Raw genomic sequence first — 20,443 nt, forward strand, 5'->3', positions numbered from 1 at the left:
GCGGGTCACCGATTCGCCGCGGCTGCGTGCGCGACATCACGTTCAGGGCGTCTTCGTTGCCGCCTGCTGCCGGGACCGTGCGACTTCCGCCGAGATCGACACGTTGAAGAACCGCAGCACGTCGGAGGTGGTGCTTTCGGCGAAGACGCGCCCGCGGTGTGTGGTGAGCCAGTCCGCCTGGGCATTGGCGACATCCTGCTCCCGGGCCGCTCGCGCTGCCCGCATGAGCGCCCAGTGCGTCGCCACCAAGGCGGTGTCCTGGCGCACCAGCGGCTCAAGCCGCGCCATCGCCAGGCGGGGCTGACCGCCCAAGCGCTCATGCTCGGCCTGCAGGACCTCGTGCAACTCCCGGATGGTCGGGTAGTCGCGGACGACGGTGCTGCCCTGGGTGCGACGCAGCGCCTCTTCCACACCCGCCCGATCATCGCGATACGCCGACAGGAGTCCCGCGTACAGCCGCAACTCCGTCGAAACGGGGGGATAGAGATCGTCGCCCATTGCGCCCTTGGCCTCGACCAACGCCAGCAGTGCCTGCCGGGCACGCGCGGCATCCCCCTGCCCGTGCAGCACCGCCATGCTGGCCAGTCCCGCATGGGCACGCAACGACTCCAGCACGTCGCCATCGGCTTCGGCCTTCTGCGCCCATCCGCGCACCGCTGCGGCCGCACGCGTCGGCTCGCCGCGATCGATCCAGATGATGGCCCCCGGCTCGCCGTGCCATCCGTTCCGCCCGGCAGTGCCGGCGAAGTAGGTCTTGTCGGCTTCCGCGTACTGCCCGCGCGCTTCATGGAGCAGCGCATACAGCTCGCCCGCGCCCACGAAACCAGCCTCTCGCGCAAGTCGGAATTCGGTCTGCGCCTCGTCATAGCGCTCCTGGCCCAGCAGCATGATCCCGAGGTTGTAGCGCACCGAACTGAAGCGCTCGTTCTGGGGCTTCAGCGCGCGCCGGCTTAGCGCTTCGGCCGCGCGGAAATCATTGCGCTGGTGCCACTGGTTGCTGGAGAGCCGGCCAATGGTCTGGTAATCGTCCGGATACAGCGCCAGGTACTCGTCGGCCTTGCGGAAGTAGGCCTGCGGGCCGGTGTGCTGCATCAGCATCAGCTCGATCATCTGACGCTCCTGCGGCGACAGCCGCTGGGGCAGCGCCAAGGCCTTGCGCCATTCGTCGCGGGCAGCGCCGGGCTCACCCAGGGTCGCGTGCAGGCGCGCCATGTCTGCATGGGCCAGCGCGAATTGGGGGTCAAGCTGCAGCGCGCGCCGGTACAGGCCCAGCGCCTGCTCGCGATCGCCCGTCGTGTTGCTCACGCGACGGGCCACCGCGAAGGCCTTCAGCGCATCCAGGCTGGGCGTGGCCACGTTCGGCAGGGGGACCGATGTCTTCTGCACATTCTGTAGCGCCTCGCCCAACTTCGCGCGCAGCTGGTCGGTGACCTGGTCGATGGAGGCAAGCGCGGACTCGACGCCCTTGCCGTCGGCCGAGACGGCGTAAACGGTGGTCTGGGTGTGCGGGTCGATGACCTCGGCGCTGACCCGCAGGCGGCCACCGACCTCGGACACCGTTGGCAACAGCACGGCGCGGGCGCCATCGCGCAGGGCGATTTCCGACCCCAAGGCGCGGTCCACCGCCGTGTCCGGCTTGCGCTGCATGCGCTGCAGGGTGTCGCGCACCTTGAGCTCGCCCACCACGTTGACGTAGCGGGACTGCTCCAGGCTGATGCGGAAGGCCTGCTCCAGCGCATCCTCCAGACGGGGATCGCTGGTCAGGTTGCGCAGGTCGCCAACCACCACCCAGTCCCGCTCGTTGAAGGCGATGGCCGGCTTCGGCTGGGCCAGGAACCAGGCGCCGATGGCCATGCCGGCCACCAGCAGCGCTTCGGCGGTCAGGGCCACCGGGCGCCGCCACAGCGGCAGGTCGCGCCAGGCCTTGGGGGTGTGTGAGGGGATGCGCAGCGGGGCCAGCCCCGGCTCACCGACTTCGTGGACCTCCTGCGCCTCGGGAATGCCCTTGAAGCGCCAGCGCCCGTAGGACTTCCAGACCAGCAGTTCGCCGCGCTCGCCCAGCTCGCGCGCGGCGCGGTGGGCCAGCGGCTCGGCGGTGGCCGACAGCAGGATCTGGCCCGGTCGCGCCAGCGCCATCAGGCGGCCGGCCAGCGGCTTGGCCAGGCCCTCCACTTCCAGCGATTTCGCGCCCTGGCGCACGGCTTCCGGGCTGTTTTCCCAGACGAGCACTTCGCCCACGTGCAGGCCGGCGCGTGCCTGCAGCGGCTGGTTGAGCTGCATCTCGCGGCCCAGGTCGCGCAGGCCGCGGGCGTAGTCGAGGGCGAAGGCGAGGCCGTCGATGGGGCGCTCGAACAGCAGCAGCAGGCCGTCGCTGCGGTCGATCAACCGCCCACGCCAGCGCTGCTGCAGCTCCAGCACAAGACGATCATGGGCACGGAACAGCGCGGCGGCGGCGGCATCGCCCAGGCGCTCCACCAGATGGGTGGAGTCCACCAGATCGGTGAGCAGGATCGTGCGGACCTGTGGCGCGCCGGCGTCCTGCATGCGCCCGTCAGTCCAGCCACTCGACACAGTCGCCGCCGTTGCGCTTGGCCCGGTACAGCGCGTCGTCGGCCAGCGCATACCAGTGCTCCCACCCGGCCCGGCTGTCCGGCCCGATCAGGCAGGCGCCGATGCTGAGCGTGGTCATCTGCGGCGGGCTGTTGTGCATGCGCTCGAGCATGCGCGCACTGTCGGTGACGTAGCCGGCGATCCGCTCCGCCCCCTCGCGGGTGTGGCCGCTCAGGATCAGGCAGAACTCGTCGCCGCCCAGCCGACAGACGATGTCGTCCACACCCGCGACGGCGCGCAGCAGGTTGGCCACGCTCTGCAGGACGCGGTCGCCCGCCAGGTGGCCGTAGGTGTCGTTGATCGACTTGAAGCGATCGCAATCCACCAGCACCAGCACGTGCCCACCCAGCCCACCCGCCTGCAGCCGCTGCTCCACGTGGGCGGCGAACCCGCGCCGGTTGGTCAGCCCGGTGAGCTCGTCGGTGCGGGTCAGCGCTTCGGACTCGTCCAGCCGGTTGGTGGCCGACCGCAGCGCGTCCAGCGCTTCCTGCAGGTCCTGGTTGCGTCGGCGCAGGCGCGCGATCAGCGCCTGCTCGTTGAGCACCACGCGCATGATCGCGCGGCGCAGGAACTGCGCCAGCAGCGCAGGGTCGCGCTGGGCCAGCTGTTCGAATTCGTCCCGGCCCAGCTCCAGCAGTTCGCCGGCCTCGGCCACGACCGCGTCGGCGCTGCGGGCGTGGTCGCCGATCAGCAGCCCCAGCTCGCCGAAGAAGGCGCGCGCGCCCAGCCGCTTGCCGACCAGGTCATCGCCGAAGTCCAGTTCCACCGCACCGTTGGCGACCACGTACATGGCGGCGCCGTGATCGCCGCGACGGAACAGCTTCTGTCCGGCTTCCACCGGACAGGAACGCGCCACCTGCGCGAACAGCGCGTACTCGTCAGGGTGCAGCGCGGACGCGCTGGCGTCCACGCCCGTGCGGGCATCGATCATGTGCGCTAGTGCTGCCACGCGTTCCCCTGTGCGGCTCCGGCCCCTCCGATCCAGCCGCAGGATACCATCGCATCCGCCGCCGTATTGCGACAGTGGCACCGGCAGCCGTTCCCCCGGTGGCATCCCGCCCCGTGCCCGCCATCGCCCGGCGCGGGCGATGGCGGGGTGGCCTCAGGCCGCGGCGCGGGTGCCGGCGTGGAACTGCTCTTCCTCGGTGCTGCCCTTCAGCGCCACCGTCGACGACTTGCCGCCCTGGATGGTCTGGGTGATGGCATCGAAATAGCCGGTGCCGACCTCGCGCTGGTGCTTGACCGCGGTGAAGCCACGCTCGGCGGCGGCGAACTCCTTTTCCTGCAGCTCGACGAATGCACTCATCTGCCGGCGGGCATAGCCGTGGGCGAGGTCGAACATGCCGTAGTTGAGCGCGTGGAAGCCGGCCAGGGTGATGAACTGGAACTTGTAGCCGTAGCTGGCGATTTCCTTCTGGAACTTGGCGATGGTGGCGTCGTCCAGGTTCTTCTTCCAGTTGAACGACGGCGAGCAGTTGTAGGCCAGCAGCTTGCCGGGGAACTTGGCATGGATCGCCTCGGCGAATTTGCGCGCGAACTCCAGGTCAGGCTTGCCGGTCTCGCACCAGACCAGGTCGGCATACGGCGCGTAGGCGAGGCCGCGGCTGATGGCCTGGTCCAGGCCGTTCCTGGTCTTGTAGAAGCCTTCGATGGTGCGCTCGCCGGTGCAGAACGGCTTGTCGTTGTCATCCACGTCGGAGGTCAGCAGGTCCGCCGCCTCGGCGTCGGTGCGGGCCACGATCAGGGTCGGCACGCCCATCACGTCGGCGGCCAGGCGCGCCGCGGTCAGCTTCTCCACCGCCTCGCGGGTGGGCACCAGCACCTTGCCGCCCATGTGGCCGCACTTCTTCACGCTGGCCAGCTGGTCTTCGAAGTGCACGCCGGCGGCGCCTGCCTCGATCATGCCCTTCATCAGCTCGAAGGCGTTGAGCACGCCGCCGAAGCCGGCTTCGGCGTCGGCCACGATCGGCTGCAGGAAGTCGATGGAGTCGTCGCCCTCGGCATGGTGCAGCTGGTCGGCGCGCAGCAGGGTGTTGTTGATGCGCTTGACCACCTGCGGCACCGAGTTGGCCGGATACAGCGACTGGTCGGGGTACATCTCGCCGGCCAGGTTGGCATCGGCCGCCACCTGCCAGCCGGACAGGTAGATGGCCTTCAGCCCGGCCTTGACCTGCTGCATGGCCTGGTTGCCGGTCATCGCGCCCAGCGCGTTGACGAACGGCTCGCTGTGCAGCGACTGCCACAGTTTCTCGGCACCCAGCCGGGCCAGCGAGTGCTCGATCTGGACGGTGCCGCGCAGGCGCACAACATCCTCGGCGGAATAGCTGCGGGTGATGCCGGCCCAGCGCGGGTTGTTGGCCCAGTCCAGCTTCAGTTGTTCGGCGGTCGGCAGGTGGTTCTTCATGGGGAAACCTCGTGGGGTTGGCGGCAGCGTAGGAATGTCGGCAGGTGGATCAATCGATGCGTTCGTAAGCGGGAAGCGTGAGGAACTCGGCCAGTTCGTCGGCATGGGTCAGGCGGTCGAGCAGGCCGATCGCTTCGGACACCCGCGCGGCGCCGGGAATGCGGCGGGGATCGCCCAGCCGGCTGGGCAGGCCGATCAGCGCGCGCTCCAGCAGCACGAAGTCGACCGGGGTGCCGTCATCCAGCGACAGCGGGTGGCCGCCGGCGTCGGCGAAGTGCAGCCACTGCCACAGCTGGGCGCGGGCGATCTCGGCGGTGGCGGCGTCCTCCATCAGGTGGTGGATCGGCACGCAGCCGTTGCCCTCCAGCCACGCGGCCAAGTAGCGCACGCACACTTCGACGTTGTTCTCGAAGCCGGCACGGGTGATCGTGCCCAGCGACGGGCGCAGCAGGTCCTCGGCCTCGACGTGCACGTCGTCGCGGGCGACGTGGCGCTGGTGGGGGCCCGGCATGCGCGCGTCGAACACTTCGCGGGCGATCGGGATCAGCGCCGGATGCGCCACCCAGGTACCGTCGTGGCCTGCGCCCACCTCGCGCAGCTTGTCGGTGCGGACGCGCTCCAGCGCGGCGGTATTGGCGGCCTCGTCGCCGCTGATCGGGATCTGCGCCGCCATCCCGCCCATCGCATGGGCGCCACGGCGGTGGCAGGTCTGCACCAGCAGTTCGGCGTAGGCGCGCAGGAACGGCTGCACCATGGTCACCTGGCCACGCTCCGGCAGCACCCGATCGCGGTGCCGGCGCAGGGTCTTGATGTAGCTGAAGATGTAGTCCCAGCGCCCGCAGTTCAGGCCGACGATGCGGTCCTTCAGCGCGAACAGGATCTCGTCCATCTCGAACGCCGCCGGCAGGGTCTCGATCAGCACCGTGACCTTGATCTGGCCGTGGGCCAGCCCCAGCCCTTCCTCGATGGCCGCCAGCGCCCGCTCCCACAAGGCGGCTTCTTCCATCGACTGCAGCTTGGGCAGGTACAGATAGGGGCCGCGGTCGCGCCCGGCCAGCACGTGGGCGTTGTGGAAGGCGAACAAACCGGCATCGAACAGCGATGCCGACATCCGCTGCCCGTCCACCAGCACGTGCTTCTCGTCCAGGTGCCAGCCGCGCGGCCGCATGATCAGCACCGCCTGCTCGGCCTGCGGGCGCAGCTCGTAGCGCTTGCCGTTGGCCTCGTGCACCAGCGCCCCGCTGATCGCCGCGCGCAGCGCCTGCTGGCCAGTCAGCAGGTTGGCCCAGGTCGGCGCGGTGCTGTCCTCGAAATCGGCCATGTAGCAGTTGGCGCCGGAGTTCAGCGCGTTGATGACCATCTTCGGGTCGACCGGGCCGGTGATCTCGACGCGGCGATCCAGCAGCGCGGCCGGGGTCGGCGCCACGGTCCAGTCGCCGCGGCGGATCTGCACGGTGTCGGCACGGAAATCCGGCAGCGCCCCGGCGTCGAAGGCCTGCTGGCGGACGCGGCGGGCGGCCAGCCGGGCCTGGCGCTCCCCCTCGAAGCGGCGGTGCAGGCCGCCGAGGAAGCCGAGCGCGGCGGGAGTCAGCAGGGCGTCCTGCCCGGGCACCCGGCGGGTGGTCTCCACGCCCTCGCCGGGGCGGTCTTGCAGCACTGCGGACATCGGCGGCTCCGTGACACGTGTGGGGAAGCCAACCATCCGCCTGCGTGTTGTATTTGACAAACCAGATTTGTCAATGCTTAGTATTAAATTTCCAAATACTGCAATCGAAACATGCCAAAAAGCCCCGCCCCAGCGCTGCGTTTCGCCTACAAGGGCTCGCGCCTGAAGCCATTGCGGGCGTTCTGCCAGGTGGCGCGGCTGGGCTCGATCTCGCGTGCTGCCGAGGCGCTGTACCTCAGCCAGCCGGCAGTGACCCTGCAGTTGCAGGCGCTGGAGCGCGAACTGGGGGTGCGGCTGCTGGAACGCGTCGGCCGCCGGCTGGTGCCCACCCGCGAGGGCGACCTGCTGTACGAGATGGCGCGCCCGCTGGTGGAGGGGCTGGACAACCTGGCCGCCAGCTTCCGCGAGCAGGTGCGCGGGCTGGACGCCGGCGAGCTGCACGTGGCCGCCGGCAGTTCCACCATCCTGTACCTACTGCCCGGGATCGTCGATGCGTTCCGCCAGCGCCACCCGGACGTGCGCCTGAGCCTGCACAACGTCACCGGCGCCAGCGGCCTGGACCTGCTGCGCAGCGACGGCGTGGACCTGGCCGTGGGCTCGATGCTGGACGTGCCGGCCGACCTGACCTACGCGCCGGTGTACCGCTTCGAGCCGATGCTGATCACCCCGCCCGACCACCCGCTGGCCGGCAAGCGCGAGTTGTCACTGGAGGACCTGTCGCCTTACGGGCTGATCCTGCCACCCAAGCGCCTGACCACCTACCGGCTGGTCGACCTGGTGTTCCAGCAGAACCGGGTGCCGTACACGGTTGCACTGGAAGTGGGCGGCTGGGAGGTCATCAAGCAGTACGTGGCGATGGGCCTGGGCATCAGCATTGTCACCGCGATCTGCCTGACCGAGGCCGACCGCCAGCGGCTGGCGGCACGCTCGCTGGCGCGCTGGTTCCCGTCGCGCAGCTACGGCATCGTGATGCGCAAGGGCAAGTTCCTGTCAGCGCAGGCCCGCGCCTTCGTCGAGCTGATCCAGCCGGAGGTGCTCACGCCGCGCGGCTACGACGAGAGCGGGCATTCGGAGCGCTGATGCGCATGTGCACCATCTGCTTTGCCACCCACGCCGATGGGGCGGGATGCAGCCCGCCCCATTCGGAGTCAGCACGGCATGCGGTTACTTCGAGGGAGCGGCTGTCTCGGGCAGGCTCTGGATGACGTTGCCGCTCTCGTCCATGAAGTTCAGCGTCGGGCTGCCGTCGGGCGCGACCAGCATCATGATCCTCGCCCGCCCCTTCGCATCCGCCAGGATGACGGCCGAGGATTTGCCGCGCGTCTTGCCGACGAACACACGCTTGGTCTGCTGGCCGCCGGCATCCAGCCAACGCTGCTTCAAGCGGGCCTTTTCGTCGCCTTCCGGCGCATTCTGATAGGCGTCGAACAGGGGGCCATATTCTTTCTGGAGCCCGCGGTCGTAGATATTCAGGCCGGTTTCCATCGTGCCATTGCCTTCGTAATGGCCCAGCGCCAGTTGCTGGTCGCCACCGAACCTGTCCATCGAGAAGTGCATGCCGGCTTCCGGCTTGCCGCCCTTGCCCACCTTCCCGTCGAAGATCAGGCCACCGTTCTCGTCGCCCGCCGCGTTGAAGAAAATGATGCCGGGCATGTTGCGACCGGTCTTGACCTCGCGGCCGTCGATGACGGGTTCCGGCAACCGGTTCCGGTTGGCCAGCACCATTTCCTTGCGACCGTCCGGCATCACGATGTTGATGCGCTCCACGTCCAGCTCGGTGAACCTGGCCTTGTCGGCAGGCGATTTGGCGCCCGCCAGCACCACCAGCGCCAACGCAGCGCCGCTGGTGCAAAGCAGCGCCTTGAGCAGCCGGTTCTGCCGCCTGAGTTGAACCACCACGTCCTGCGTTTCGCGCATGCCCGGCCCCGCGTGCTGAGAAGAAGTCCCGAATCCTACCGGAGGCGAAAGCGCGGAAGCGGGTCAGGTCCATTTCCGCACGCCGAAGTGAACCTGACCCCTTTCCACAACCCCTTTCCACACCCCTTTTCCAATCCAGGCAGGCCCACTTCCCCGCAGCGGACGTGAACCGCCACGCCTGCCGCGTCAGTGCGTGCGCGGCGTGGCCAGTGCGTCGGTCTTGTAGATCGCCACGTGCGGCACGCCGTCGGCGCCGATCCAGCCGCGATACATGCCGCCGGTGTTGAACGGGAAGGCGACGCTGCCATCGGCGCCCAGCGCGATCGCGCCTCCGTCGCCGCCGGCCTTGGGGATGTCGCGGTTGATCACGCCGTCGGCCGCGCGGGCCAGCGGCTGGCCATCCAGGCGCACCCGCGCGCAGATCTCGTGGGCGGCGGCGGAACGGATGTAGAACTCGCCCCAGCCGGTGCCGGAGACCGCGCAGCGCGCGTCGGCCCAGGTGCCGGCGCCGATGATCGGCGAATCGCCCACGCGCCCGTAGCGCTTGTTGGTCATGCCGCCGGTGGAGGTGCCGGCGGCGAGGTTGCCGCGCGCATCCAGCGCCAGCGCACCCACGGTGCCGAAGTAGGCCTTGCCAGGCAGCACCAGCGGCGTGCGCGCGTCCAGTGCGGCCTGTTCTTCCTGCAGCGCCTTCTGCAGCGCCTTCCAGCGCTTCTCGGTGCGGAACCAGGACGGATCGACCAGCGCGATGCCCTGCTCCTTCGCGAACATCTCGGCGCCGTCGCCGACCATCATCACGTGCCTGGACTTGTCCATGATCGCGCGCGCCAGGGTGATCGGGTTCTTCACCCGATGCAGGCCAGCCGCGGCGCCGGCCTTGCCGCTGGCGCCGTCCATGATCGAGGTGTCCAGTTCGTTGCGGCCGTCGTGGGTGAATACCGCGCCGCGCCCGGCGTTGAACTGCGGCGCATCCTCCAGCACGGTGATCGCGGCGGTGACCGCGTCCAGCGACGAGGCGCCCGCCTGCAGCTTGGCGTGGCCGGCCCGCAGCGCCGCTTCCAGCGCACGCTTGACCACGGCCTCCTCGTCGGCGGTCAGGTCGCCCGGCTCCACCCCGGCACCGCCATGGATGACCAGCGTCGGCGTGTCCAGAGCCACCAGCACGCCGTCGCGCACCGCGTAACTGCGCTGCGCCAGCGGCCGCTCCACCCGACCCTCGGGCAGGCGCAGCAGCGAATCCGCGCCGGCCACCACGGTGTCGAAGCGATCGAGGTTCATCGCCACGTCTTCCGCCTGCTTCCGGGTGAAGCCGCCGCGTACCACGACGGCACCCGCGCCAGGCGCGGTGGCGTAGATGCGCGCGCTGCCGTCGCCTTCCACCGCCACCGCCGCGTCCTCGTCCACGCCCAGCCCCAGAAGCGGCTTACCGGCCAGGTGCTCGGCCTTGGCGAGGAAGGCGACCAGGCGACCCAGCCGGGCGCGTTCGCTGAAGTGGGTGTCGGTGACGATGCCCTTGAGCTGCGCGATGTGCAGGAAGTCCGTCTCGATGGTGTTGCCGTCGCCCAGCGGGTCGGCCAGCGCGCGCGGGCTGGTCTGGCTGCCGCCGTCCATCGCCCCGTACAGGTATTCGCCGAGCATGGCCAAGCCGGCGCTGGTGCCGCCCAGCGGCTTGCCCGCCTTCACGTGTGCATCCAGCGCAGCGCCCACCGGGGTGCCACGCCAGTAGCGGACGTAGCGGGACTGGTCGCCGCCCGCCAGGAAGATGCCGTCGGCGCGCTTGAGCGCGGCCAGGATCTTCGGGTCGCTGGCGGCCTCGCGGTCCTTGAATACGAAGGTTTCGACCGACTTGATCCCGCCGACCTCGTTGAAGAATTCCTCGCCGATCTCGCCGCCCTGCGATGCGCGCAACACCACGATGTGGCCGTTGCCGGCCTTCTTCATGAACCAGTGCATGGCATCGAAATTGCGGTCGCCGCCGCCCATCAGCAGCAGGCCCGGCTGCACCTTGCCCGGCGTCCTGGCCTGCAGGTCGCCCAGCACGTAATGGCCGAAATCGGCGGCCAGCACCGGCAGGATTGGTGCCGCGGCCAGCACCGCGGCAAGCATCATCGACCAACCGGCGCGTCGCTTCATCGTCCACTTCCCCTTCATTCGCAGATACGTCATTAGACGAACGTACACCGGTTTCCCCCCGCTCGCGGCGCTGCACTTTCGCTATGGTAGGCGGATGCAGACCGAACTCGACCGCTGGTTCGTCCACGAAATCCTCGTCCACGAGGAAGCGCTGATGCGCTTCCTGCACCGGCACTGGCCGCACCGCGACGAGCTGCACGACCTGCGCCAGGAGCTCTACGCGCGCATCTACGAGGCCGGCGCGAAGTCGCGCCCGACCCAGCCGCGGGCGTTCCTGTTCGCCAGCGCGCGCCACCTGATGACCGACCGGCTGCGCCGCGCCAAGGTGGTATCGATCGAGCCGATGGGTGATTTCGAGCCTTCGCTCGTCTTGGTGGATGAGGTCTCGCCGGAACGCTGGTGCGGCGGCCGTCAGGCCCTGCGCCGGCTGGCCGACGCCTTCGACCGGTTGCCCGACCGCTGCCGGGAGGTGGTGTGGCTGCGGCGGGTGGAGGAGTTGTCGCAAAAGGACGTGGCATCGCGCTTGGGCATCAGCGAGAAAACCGTGGAAAAGCACATCGCCAAGGGCATGCGCCTGCTCGCCGACGCGCTGTATACCGGCGAGCTGCAGGCGCGCGCGGAGCCCGGGGCGGCGAACGCCGCGGCACGGCGGCAGGCGGACTGAACGATGCGCGCCGACAGCATGGCGATCGAGCAGGCGGCGGCGGGCTGGCTGGCCCGCCGCGACGGCGGCCGCTGGAATGCGGAGGAGGAAGCCGCGCTGCAGCGCTGGCTGGACGCCGACGTCGGCCACCGGGTGGCATTCCTGCGACTGGAAGCCGCTTGGCAGGAAGGCGGGCGACTGCAGGCGCTGGGGGCCGGCTGGCAGGACAGCGCCGCGCCCGCGCGCGGCCACTGGCAGGTATCGCCCGCCGGTCGCCGCGAACAGATGCTGCAGGCGATGGCGCAACGCCCTGCAGCCGCCCGGCCGGTTCGGCAGCGGCGCTTCGCGCATTTCGCGGCGGCGGCGACCCTGGCCGGCTGCGCGCTGGCGCTGGCCTGGGGCTGGCGCAGCCAGACCCGCGTCGATACCGCCACCTACCGCACCGCCATGGGCGAAGTGCGCACGCTGCCGCTGGCCGACGGTTCGCACGCAACCCTGGCCAGCGCCACCGGCATCGAGGTGCGGCTGTCGGGGCGTGCCCGCGACGTTGCCCTGACCTCGGGCGAGGCGATCTTCGAGGTCGCCAAGGATCCGCGCCGGCCGTTCTCGGTGGCCGCCGAGGGCTACCGCGCAGTGGCGGTGGGCACGCGTTTTTCGGTGCGTCGCGATGTCGCCGCACTGCGCGTGGTGGTGACCGAAGGCACGGTGCGGCTGGATGCGCCCGCCACCGCCGCCGGCGCCATCCCGTCGGTGATGCTGCCGGCCGGCAGCGTTGCGCTGGTGCGCGGCAACGGCCTGCTGGTGCGCAGCCTGCCGCTGGCCGACGCACAGCGGCTGCTGGACTGGCGCGACGGGCTGCTGGCCTTCCGCGACGCGCCGCTGAGCGAAGTGGTGGCGGAGTTCAACCGCTACAACGCACGCAAGCTGGTGCTGGCCGACGCCGAGGCAGGGGCGCTGCGGATCGGCGGCAACTTCCGCTGGGACAACACCGAAGGCTTCGTGCGCCTGCTTGAAGCCGGCTTCCCGGTGCACGCGGAAGCGGACAAGGGCCGCATCGTGCTGCACTCGCGCTGAGCGCGGACGCGGCGGCAGCGCAGGCTCCGAAGCAATCACGCAACGGGCGCGCATTGCGGTGCGGCCGCCGATCACAGCACGGTGGGCGCGGCCAACACGGCAGGGGGTGCCGAAAGGCCCGGGGGGATTTCCCGCCATCGTTCGTCATGAATCCGTAATGGCGTCCAGCCCGGGCGCCCGGGGGAAAACCAACACCATGAAACCGTCTCGCCCGCTCCGCGTCCTGTTGCTGTCACTGGCCTGTTCCGCCGCCCTGGCGGCGCAGGCGCAAACCGCCCGCCTCGACATCCCCGCCGGCGATCTCGCCAGCGCGCTGGACGCCTATGCGCGGCAGACCGGCACCCAGCTGGTGTACCGCGCCGACCAGCTCAAGGGCGCGCGCAGCGCCGGCCTGAGCGGGCAGGCGGCGTCGCCGCAATCGCTCGACGCGCTGCTCAAGGGCAGCGGCTTCCGTGCCCAGCGCGATGCCTCCGGCGCGATGCTGATCGTGCCGAACGGCGCCGCGGCCAAGCCGGCCGCCCCCGCCCGTCCGGCGACGCAGGCGCGGCCCGCGCAGGCGGCCACCGACGCGCCGGTCACCAACCTTGAGGCCATCCAGGTCACCGGCTCGCGCATCCCGCGCGCGCAGGTGGAAGGACCCGCGCCGATCACCGTGGTGTCCTCGGAGCAGATCCAGGCCGCCGGCCTGACCTCGGTGCCGGATCTGCTGCGCTCGCTCAGCCAGAACAGCGGCAGCGTGCAGGGCCAGCAGAACACCACCAGCGCGCAGTCCACGCCCGGCGCGCAGGCGGTCGACCTGCGCGGCCTCGGTCCCAACCACACGCTGGTGCTGGTCAACGGCCGCCGGATCGCCGACTTCCCGCTGCCGCTCAACAGCCGCAGCAACTTCACCGACATCGGCAACCTGCCGCTGGGGATGATCGACCGGGTCGAGATCCTGACCGGCAGCGCCTCGGCGGTGTACGGCTCCGACGCGATGGCCGGCGTGATCAACTTCATCCTGAAGAAGTCCGTCGACGGCACCATCCTCGACTACCGCTACGGCGACACCAGCCGCGGCGGCGGCGAGTCCCACCACCTGACCCTGACCAGCGGCTTCGAGCGCGACGGTTTCACCGGCGTGGTCGGCCTGGAGCTGCTAGACAAGAAGCCGCTGTGGGGCTACCAGCGCGGCATCCAGGACTCCACGCTGGATGCCCCCACCTCGCGCCGGCGGCTGCCGCGCCTGACCGCGCAGCTGTACGACTGGGACGACGACGTCAACATCGCCCCCGCCGACGGCTGCCAGGCCATGGCCGGCCTCAACGAGGGCACCACCGTGCTGGCGGAGGACCGCTACGGCGAACCCTACTGCGGCAGCGAACGCGCGATCGCCTATCGGACCATCCAGAACCAGCGCAAGGGCGCCAATGCCTACGGCGCGTTCGAATACACCATCTCCGACAGCCTGACCTGGTTCGCCGACGTGCAGCTGGGCTGGCAGGAGGTCAAGCTGCTGACCGGCACCAACGGCAACGACGTCGCCAGTGACCACATGGGCTGGGAGTTCCACGATCCGGCCTCGACCAACAACTACCGCAACAAGATGTTCTTCAACGCCAACACCGGCCACTACGAGATCTGGTCGCGGCAGTTCACCCCCGAGGAGATCGGCGGACTCGGCAACCGCATGAACGTCACCACCGAGAAGACCCTGGCGGTGACCACGGGTTTCAACGGCACGTTCGGCGAGAACTGGGACTGGGAAGCGTCCTACAACCATTCCCAGTACAAGGCCGACGTGGGCATGCCGCGCATCCGCGCCGCCGCCGCCAACCGCCTGTTCCTGGGCGAACGTCTGGGTTATGACGACGACGGCTACGCGATCTACGCGCCGGACCCGGCGCGCCTGTTCACCCCGCTGACCGAAGCGGAGTTCGCCTCGATCGCGGCGATGTCGACGTTCCGCCCGAAGTCGGACAACGACAACCTCAGCTTCACCGCCAGCACCCCGTCGCTGTTCACCCTGCCCGCCGGCGACGTCGGCTTTGCCGGCGCGCTGGAATACGGCAGCCAGTCCTACCGCATCAACCCGGACCCGCTGGCGCTGACCGAAGACGCCTATGTCGGCCCGCGCTACGGCGACGGCAGCGGCAGTCGCGACCGCTGGAGCGCCGCCGGCGAACTGCGCATGCCGCTGCTGTCCTCGCTGCAAGCCAGCCTGGCCGGGCGTTATGACCGTTACAGCTACGGTGGCAAGCACCCGGGCAAGTTCACCTGGAGCGCCGGCCTGGAATGGCGGCCGATCGACACCCTGCTGATGCGCGGCTCCTACGGCACCGGCTTCCGCGCCCCGGACATGCACTACCTGTTCGCGGGCCAGGACTATTACCGCACCCGTTACGCCACCGACTACTACCAGTGCCGCACCGACGAACCGGGTTACAGCGACGGTGACTGCTACGACGACGGCAGCTGGGACGTCAGCACCTTCGACGTCTACACCGGCAACCTCGAACTGGACGTCGAAACCAGCCGCTCCATGACCGCCGGCTTCGTGTGGTCGCCGACTTCCGCCTTCGACATCGCGATGGACTTCTACAAGATCCGGGTGATGAACCAGGTGCAGGCGCAGGACCGCGAACTGCTGCGGATGACCGAAGCGGATTGCCGCCTCGGCAAGACCGCCGAGGGCGTGACCGTAGACGCCAACTCACCCACCTGCGCCGATGCACTGGCGCGGGTGATCCGCGACGCCAACGGTGACATCACCAGCGTGCACTTCGCGCCGATCAACATCTCCCAGGAGGAAACCTCCGGCATCGACGTCACCGCCAACTACCGCCTGCAGACTGCGGTGGCCGGCGACTTCCGTTTCACCGCCAGTTACAACTGGGCCCGCCGCCACACCCGGATCCAGTACCCGGGTGATCCGTCCGAGGACATGCTGGACGTCAGCTTCAGCGCCACCACCCTGCCCCGCAGCAAGGGCAACGTCGGCGCGACCTGGGACCGCGGCGCCTGGGGTGCGAGCCTGTTCGGCACCTACCTCGGCCGCGTGGCCAACTACGACAACGACGCTTGGACGCAGGCCACCTGGCGCTTCAACGCCGGCGCGCGCTACGACGTGAACGACCACTTCCGCGTGTCGCTGACCGTCAACAACCTGCTCGACAAGATGCCGCCGAAGGACCCGACCTGGGCGAACTACCCGTACTACGACACCTCGTGGTTCGACAGCTTCGGCCGCAGCTTCTTCGTCCAGCTCACCTACAAGTTCGGCGGCAAGCCGCTGGACTGAGCAGGCCCTGCACGCACATGGCACCCCCTGCCCCGGCCCAGCCGGGGCTTTTTTTACGCGATCAGTTCGCGCCGGGCAGCGCCTCGCCGACGAAGCGGCGGTAACCCAGGTAATGGTGGAACACGAAGCCATCGAAGGCCGGGCGGTCGCGGTAGGCATCTTCGACCTTGCCGGCCTCGCGCTCGAACGCCGCCTCGCTCATGCCATGAAAGCTCAGCTTGGCCGGTTCACCGGGGTTGAACTCCAGGCCGATGACCACGCGTTTGCCTGTGCGGCTGGCATAGTCCATCTCGTCCTGCGCATGCGACAGGATGGAGTCGCGGCCCTCGGCGCGGTTGCGATAGTCCATCAGCGCGATGTAATCGGTGAGGTCGGCGACGTGTTCGCTGACCGGCTTGCGCACGCCTCGCCATTCCAGCGCAATGCCGTCCCACCAGAACGGCATCGCCGGCCCGATCGCCAGCGTCTGCCCGGACTTGCGCCGGGCCTCGATCATCGCAGCGGTCATGTCGAGGAAGCCGTGCAGCAACCGCGGGCGGGTGGCGTCTTCCCATTCATCCAGCAAATGCGGCTCGATGTCGTAGTTGACCCCGTCGAAGCGCTCGGCCGGCGCCGCCGCCGCGTTGTAGTCCAGCACCCGTTGCAGCATCGCCACCGCCTTGCGCTGGTGGCGCGGCAGCACGTAGCGCTCGGTGCTCAGGTACCAGGATCCGAGCAGCGCGTACACGCGGATGCCGCGGGCGTGCGCGTTGCGAATGAACGCGCGGTACAGCTGCGGCTGCTGCTCGATCAGATTGCGCCGCTGGAACGCATCGGCATACAGATAGACGACATTGACCCGCTTGCGCTGCAGGAACGCCAGCGCCTCGTCCGCCACCGCCGGCGATTCCAGCATCGCGAACGAGGGCCCTTCCCAGGTCCACACCGCGCGGGGCGCCGGGGCCATGGCCGGCTCCTGCGCACAGGCATTGGTGGCCAGCGCCAGCAGCGCGCACAAGGCCAGTTTCGTTGCCAGCCTGACCGGACTCATGGCGCGTTACCGGCGATGTCCAGCGGCAGCCGGTAGCGGCCGCGCCCCAGCGGCTTGCCGGTTTCGGGATCCGAAGGCAACACCGAGATGAAGTAATGGCCCGGCCCCAGCTTGGCCGGCAACGCCAGCATCACTTCGCGGCGCTCGTGCGGTTGCAGGCGGATCGCGCTGCCGTAGCCTTCGCCGATTTCCTGTCCGTCCTCCGCGGCCAGTACCGCCAGCGGCGCGAACACCCGCGAATCGTGGGCATCGCCATTGACGAATGTCGCCGCCACCCGCACGCCATTGGCGTCGTTCTCCAGCCGCACCGCATCCAAACCCAATCCTGCCGGCAGCGCCACCACCGCCGCCACCGGCTGCACGGCTGCGGCCGGGGCTTCGCGATACGCCACCAGCGCGGGCATGCCGCCTTCCGGGGAAAGCGCGAGCTTGCCCACGAACGTGGCGTTGGCGGCCTGGTAGGCCTGCAACCGCGCGGTCACCTGCGCGCGCAGGCCGGCATCGTCGACCTCGGAGGCACGGATGCCGTCCTGCAGTTCGAACAGCCGGCCGTCGTGCAGGAACCAGCGACCGCTCACGAAGTCGGGCACGCTGGTCTTGGTCTGCTTGAGCGCGATCTCGTGCTGGCTGCGGAACGCATCCGCCATGTCCAGGCCGCGGCCGGTCCAGGTGGCCTGCGCCGGCCGCTGCAGGCCGTAGGTATGCGACAGCAGCGCCAGCAGCGAGGGGGTGACGTCGAGGTGCGAAGACACCGCGCGCACCCGCGCCGGCCTGCGCAACAGCGGCGAGTGGATCAGCAGCGGTACGTGGTAGCGCTCGATGTGGGTGTCCTGCGGGATCTCCGCCAGCCGGTGGTCACCGGTAACCACGAAGATCGTGTCGGCATACCACGGCGCCTTGCTCACGGACTCGAAGTAGCGCCGCAGCTGGTCGTCGGTGTACAGGATGGCGCTGTAGATGTCGGCCTGCGCGCGGTACTGCGCGCGCCGCGCCTCCTGCACGCCCAGCGCCTGCAGGTGCTGCTCCAGCCGCGCCTTGTAGGTCTCCTGGCCGGGGAACCGGTAGCTGGTGTGCATGCTGATGGTCTGGATGCCGATCACGAACGGCGACCGCAGACGGGCGCCGTCCGCCAGCACCCGCGACACCAGCTCGCGGTCCGGGTAGCCCCATTCGCTGTAGGGGTTGCGCCGGTAGCCGGGACCGAAATTGCGCAGGTCGATGATGTCGTCCACACCCTGCAGCTGCAGGTAGCCGCGCTCGTTGTCGAAGTCGCTGTCGGTCCCGTTGTAGAACGCGCTCCGGTAACCCTGGCGGTGCAGCACGTTGAACAGGCCGGCGTGCGCAGGCATCTTCGGGCCCAGCGCGGCGAAGCCCTGTTCGGCCAGCGGCAGCGAACCGAACAGCGCCGGCAGCACGCCGAAAGTGCGGCCCTGGTTGGCCAGGAAGTTGTCGAAGTACAGGCTGCGGCCCGCCAGCTCGTCCAGGAACGGGGTGAAGCTGCCGAGCGGCGCGTCCGGCCCGGAGAACGAGCGCCCCAGGCCTTCCACCACGATCACCACCAGGTTCGGCGGGCGGCCGTCGCGGGTCGGGCCGAAGTACGGCCCCAGCGCGTCGGGCGTGGCCTCCGGATGCAGGAACGGCCAGGCCGGATCGGTTACCGGCTCGACTGCCGACGCCTCTGCAGGTGGCATGCCGATCGATGCCGCGACCGCCGTGGCAGGTACCGTCGAAGTGGCGCGCCACCAGCGCAGGCTGTCGGCGACGAAATATGCGCCCTTGCTGGTGGCCACGGCGCGCGCGTCCTCGCTGTCCAGCCCGCGCGCGCCCGGCGCCAGCGGGAGCAGCCATGCCAACACACCGACGGCCACCACGCCGGCGAACAGGCCGGACCTGGCCCGCGCCGGCTGCCGGCTGCGCCAGACCAGTCCGGCCCAGAACAGCAGCAACGGCAACAGCAACCCGGCCCAGCCGGGCGCGCCGATCCCCGCGCCCGCGCCACCTACGGTCGTGCGGATCTCGGCCAGGCCATATCCGAACAGATCCGCACCCAGCGGCACCCGCGCCGCCAGGTAGTACTGCTCCAATCCCGCCTGGAGCAGCAGGAACAGCGACCACAACCCACCCACCGCCAGCAGCGCCGCGCGTCGGCCCGGCAGGCTCGCCAACGGCCAGGCAAGCAACAACAGCAAAGGCAGCGCGCGCAGCAGGAACAGCAGTTGATTGCCCACCGCCAGCACCACCAGCGCCGGTGCGCCAGCGGCGTCGGGCGCGGCCCGCAATGCTGCCCACAGTGCCAGCACCAGCTGGGCCAGCAACAGCGCCGGCAGCCAGGTCCACAGGCGCGATGCCGCCGGGTGCCTGCCCGGGGAGGCGTCGGTCGAGGCAGTGCGGGGCATTACCAGCGCCGGTACAGCGAGAGCGAAAGCTGGCGCTCGTCGAAGCCATCGGCATCATCGGACGTGCCGACGCCGACCTTGAACCCCCAGTCCGGGCGGAAGTAGTGCGTCCACGAAACGCCCAGCGAAGCGTTGCTGTTCCGGACCAGCGCGCCGCTGCGGTCCAGGTCGCTGCTGCGGCCGCTGCTGCCGCTGACTTCGAAGTAGTCGTCGGCGTTGCCGCGGTAGTAATTGCGCGCCACCACGCGGTGGCTCCAGCTGCCCGAGCTCACGCCCGGCACGTGCTGCAATTTGTAGCGCAGGTACCAGTTGCCGACGTAGCGGCCCACGCCGACGCCGTAGAACTCGGTGTCGGAACTGAAGCGCAGGTGGTCGACGCTGGCAGACAGCTCCCAGCCGCTGCCCACGCCCTGGAACAGCTCGGTGCGCCAGGAATGGCGCGGCAGGATGCCGCTGGACGGGCCGTGCTGGTAGCGGACGTTGGCATAGGCACGCGCCCACAGCGAAACGTAACCGTCCAGCGCCCAGGCGCTGTCGCGGCGGCCGAAGTGGTCGGCCTGCAGGACTTCCAGCCCCAGCGAGCCGCGTTCGAACTTGCGCCGCAGGGTCAGGCTGGCATCGTTCCAGCCTTCGCGGCCACCGCTGAACAGGGTGCGGTCGACGCCCGCCCGCAGCGACCAGGTGTAGCCGTCGGCCAGCAGCGCGTCCGGCACCGCCATCCGCGGTGCCGTGCTGTCGTTCAGGCTGGCGACCTGCGCCGGGTCCGCGCCCCGCGCGCCGGCAGCGGTGAAGTCCGCGCGCGCCTCGGCCATCCGGCCGGCAGCGCGATAGGCACGGCCGCGCGCGAGCAGCGGCTCCGGTGCGCTGGTCGGCGCCAGCGCGACCCAGTGCCCGTAGGCCTCGGCGGCCTCCAGCGGGCGGTCGCTCCACAAGTACAGATCCCCGAGGGCGGACCAGGCGTCGGCATAGCCGGGCTTGGCGCCGGTCACCGCCAGCAGGTCCGCCTCGGCCTCGGGATAACGTCCCGCCCACGCCAGGGTGCGGCCGCGCGCCAGCAGCACGTCGCTGTTGCCGGGCGACTCCCGCAACATCTCGCCGTAGATCGCGACTGCCTGCTCACGCTGCGTGGAATCGCCGGACGTCGCCAGCGCGCGTGCGCGCTGCAGGCGCGCTTCGTAGTTCTCGGCCGGCGCATCCTGCGGCGCGGCGGCATCCTGCAACAGGGCCGGATCGGCGCCACCGGCCAGCAGCGCGGCATGGAGGACGGCGGGGTACAGCAGGCTCATGGAC

At 69.8% G+C, this 20,443-nt stretch carries 13 protein-coding genes; 4 read left to right on the forward strand and 9 right to left on the reverse strand.

The window, feature by feature from the left end:
* Positions 1–42: 42 nt before the first annotated feature.
* The 4 genes from ICG51_RS05895 to aceB form a co-directional block, all read right to left on the reverse strand.
* The gene (locus ICG51_RS05895; RefSeq protein WP_190282061.1) at positions 43–2,544 is read right to left on the reverse strand and encodes a putative peptide modification system cyclase; all 2,502 of its coding nucleotides are present in this window, start codon (positions 2,542–2,544) and stop codon (positions 43–45) included.
* 7 nt (positions 2,545–2,551) lie between these two features.
* Positions 2,552–3,541 carry a GGDEF domain-containing protein gene (locus ICG51_RS14440; RefSeq protein ID WP_304940999.1) on the reverse strand — a complete coding sequence of 330 codons (990 nt, stop codon included), beginning with the start codon at positions 3,539–3,541 and terminating at the stop codon, positions 2,552–2,554.
* A 171-nt stretch (positions 3,542–3,712) separates the two neighbouring features.
* Positions 3,713–5,014 (reverse strand): isocitrate lyase, encoded by a 1,302-nt coding sequence (aceA, locus tag ICG51_RS05905; RefSeq protein ID WP_190282063.1) that lies wholly within the window; start codon positions 5,012–5,014, stop codon positions 3,713–3,715.
* A gap of 49 nt (positions 5,015–5,063) precedes the next feature.
* Complete coding sequence (gene aceB / locus ICG51_RS05910; RefSeq protein ID WP_190282064.1) at positions 5,064–6,680, reverse strand: malate synthase A; 1,617 nt, start codon at positions 6,678–6,680, stop codon at positions 5,064–5,066.
* A 111-nt stretch (positions 6,681–6,791) separates the two neighbouring features.
* Between aceB and ICG51_RS05915 the strand changes: the two genes are divergently transcribed.
* Positions 6,792–7,760: a LysR family transcriptional regulator gene (locus ICG51_RS05915; RefSeq protein ID WP_190282065.1), complete on the forward strand. Its 969-nt coding sequence runs from the start codon at positions 6,792–6,794 to the stop codon at positions 7,758–7,760.
* 84 nt (positions 7,761–7,844) lie between these two features.
* On the opposite strand, the gene ICG51_RS05920 is transcribed toward ICG51_RS05915, so the two are convergent.
* Together ICG51_RS05920 and ICG51_RS05925 are read right to left on the reverse strand one after the other, a co-directional pair.
* On the reverse strand, positions 7,845–8,597 hold the full coding sequence (locus ICG51_RS05920) for a hypothetical protein (RefSeq protein ID WP_190282066.1): 753 nt from the start codon (positions 8,595–8,597) through the stop codon (positions 7,845–7,847).
* A 186-nt stretch (positions 8,598–8,783) separates the two neighbouring features.
* Positions 8,784–10,730 carry an isoaspartyl peptidase/L-asparaginase gene (locus ICG51_RS05925; RefSeq protein WP_190282067.1) on the reverse strand — a complete coding sequence of 649 codons (1,947 nt, stop codon included), beginning with the start codon at positions 10,728–10,730 and terminating at the stop codon, positions 8,784–8,786.
* A 70-nt stretch (positions 10,731–10,800) separates the two neighbouring features.
* On the opposite strand from ICG51_RS05925, the gene ICG51_RS05930 reads away from it, so the two are divergent.
* From ICG51_RS05930 to ICG51_RS05940, 3 genes are all read left to right on the forward strand, one after another.
* Positions 10,801–11,394 carry a sigma-70 family RNA polymerase sigma factor gene (locus tag ICG51_RS05930; RefSeq protein WP_223809567.1) on the forward strand — a complete coding sequence of 198 codons (594 nt, stop codon included), beginning with the start codon at positions 10,801–10,803 and terminating at the stop codon, positions 11,392–11,394.
* A 3-nt stretch (positions 11,395–11,397) separates the two neighbouring features.
* On the forward strand, positions 11,398–12,447 hold the full coding sequence (locus ICG51_RS05935) for a FecR domain-containing protein (RefSeq protein WP_190282069.1): 1,050 nt from the start codon (positions 11,398–11,400) through the stop codon (positions 12,445–12,447).
* Positions 12,448–12,643: 196 nt separating this feature from the next.
* The gene (locus tag ICG51_RS05940) at positions 12,644–15,727 is read left to right on the forward strand and encodes a TonB-dependent receptor (RefSeq protein ID WP_190282070.1); all 3,084 of its coding nucleotides are present in this window, start codon (positions 12,644–12,646) and stop codon (positions 15,725–15,727) included.
* A 61-nt stretch (positions 15,728–15,788) separates the two neighbouring features.
* Here the strand turns inward: ICG51_RS05940 and ICG51_RS05945 are convergent, their stop codons facing one another.
* From ICG51_RS05945 to ICG51_RS05955, 3 genes are read right to left on the reverse strand one after another with little or no spacing between them, the layout of a single operon-like run.
* On the reverse strand, positions 15,789–16,757 hold the full coding sequence (locus tag ICG51_RS05945) for a hypothetical protein (protein WP_190282071.1): 969 nt from the start codon (positions 16,755–16,757) through the stop codon (positions 15,789–15,791).
* The gene (locus ICG51_RS05950; RefSeq protein ID WP_190282072.1) at positions 16,754–19,153 is read right to left on the reverse strand and encodes an LTA synthase family protein; all 2,400 of its coding nucleotides are present in this window, start codon (positions 19,151–19,153) and stop codon (positions 16,754–16,756) included. Before ICG51_RS05950 ends, ICG51_RS05945 begins: the two co-directional genes overlap by 4 nt.
* Positions 19,153–20,439, reverse strand: a complete 1,287-nt coding sequence (locus tag ICG51_RS05955) for a YaiO family outer membrane beta-barrel protein (protein WP_190282073.1) — start codon at positions 20,437–20,439, stop codon at positions 19,153–19,155. The genes ICG51_RS05950 and ICG51_RS05955 overlap by 1 nt, the downstream gene beginning before the upstream one ends.
* Positions 20,440–20,443 lie beyond the last annotated feature (4 nt).

The organism is Thermomonas sp. XSG (assembly GCF_014678725.1).
Classification (GTDB): domain Bacteria; phylum Pseudomonadota; class Gammaproteobacteria; order Xanthomonadales; family Xanthomonadaceae; genus Thermomonas.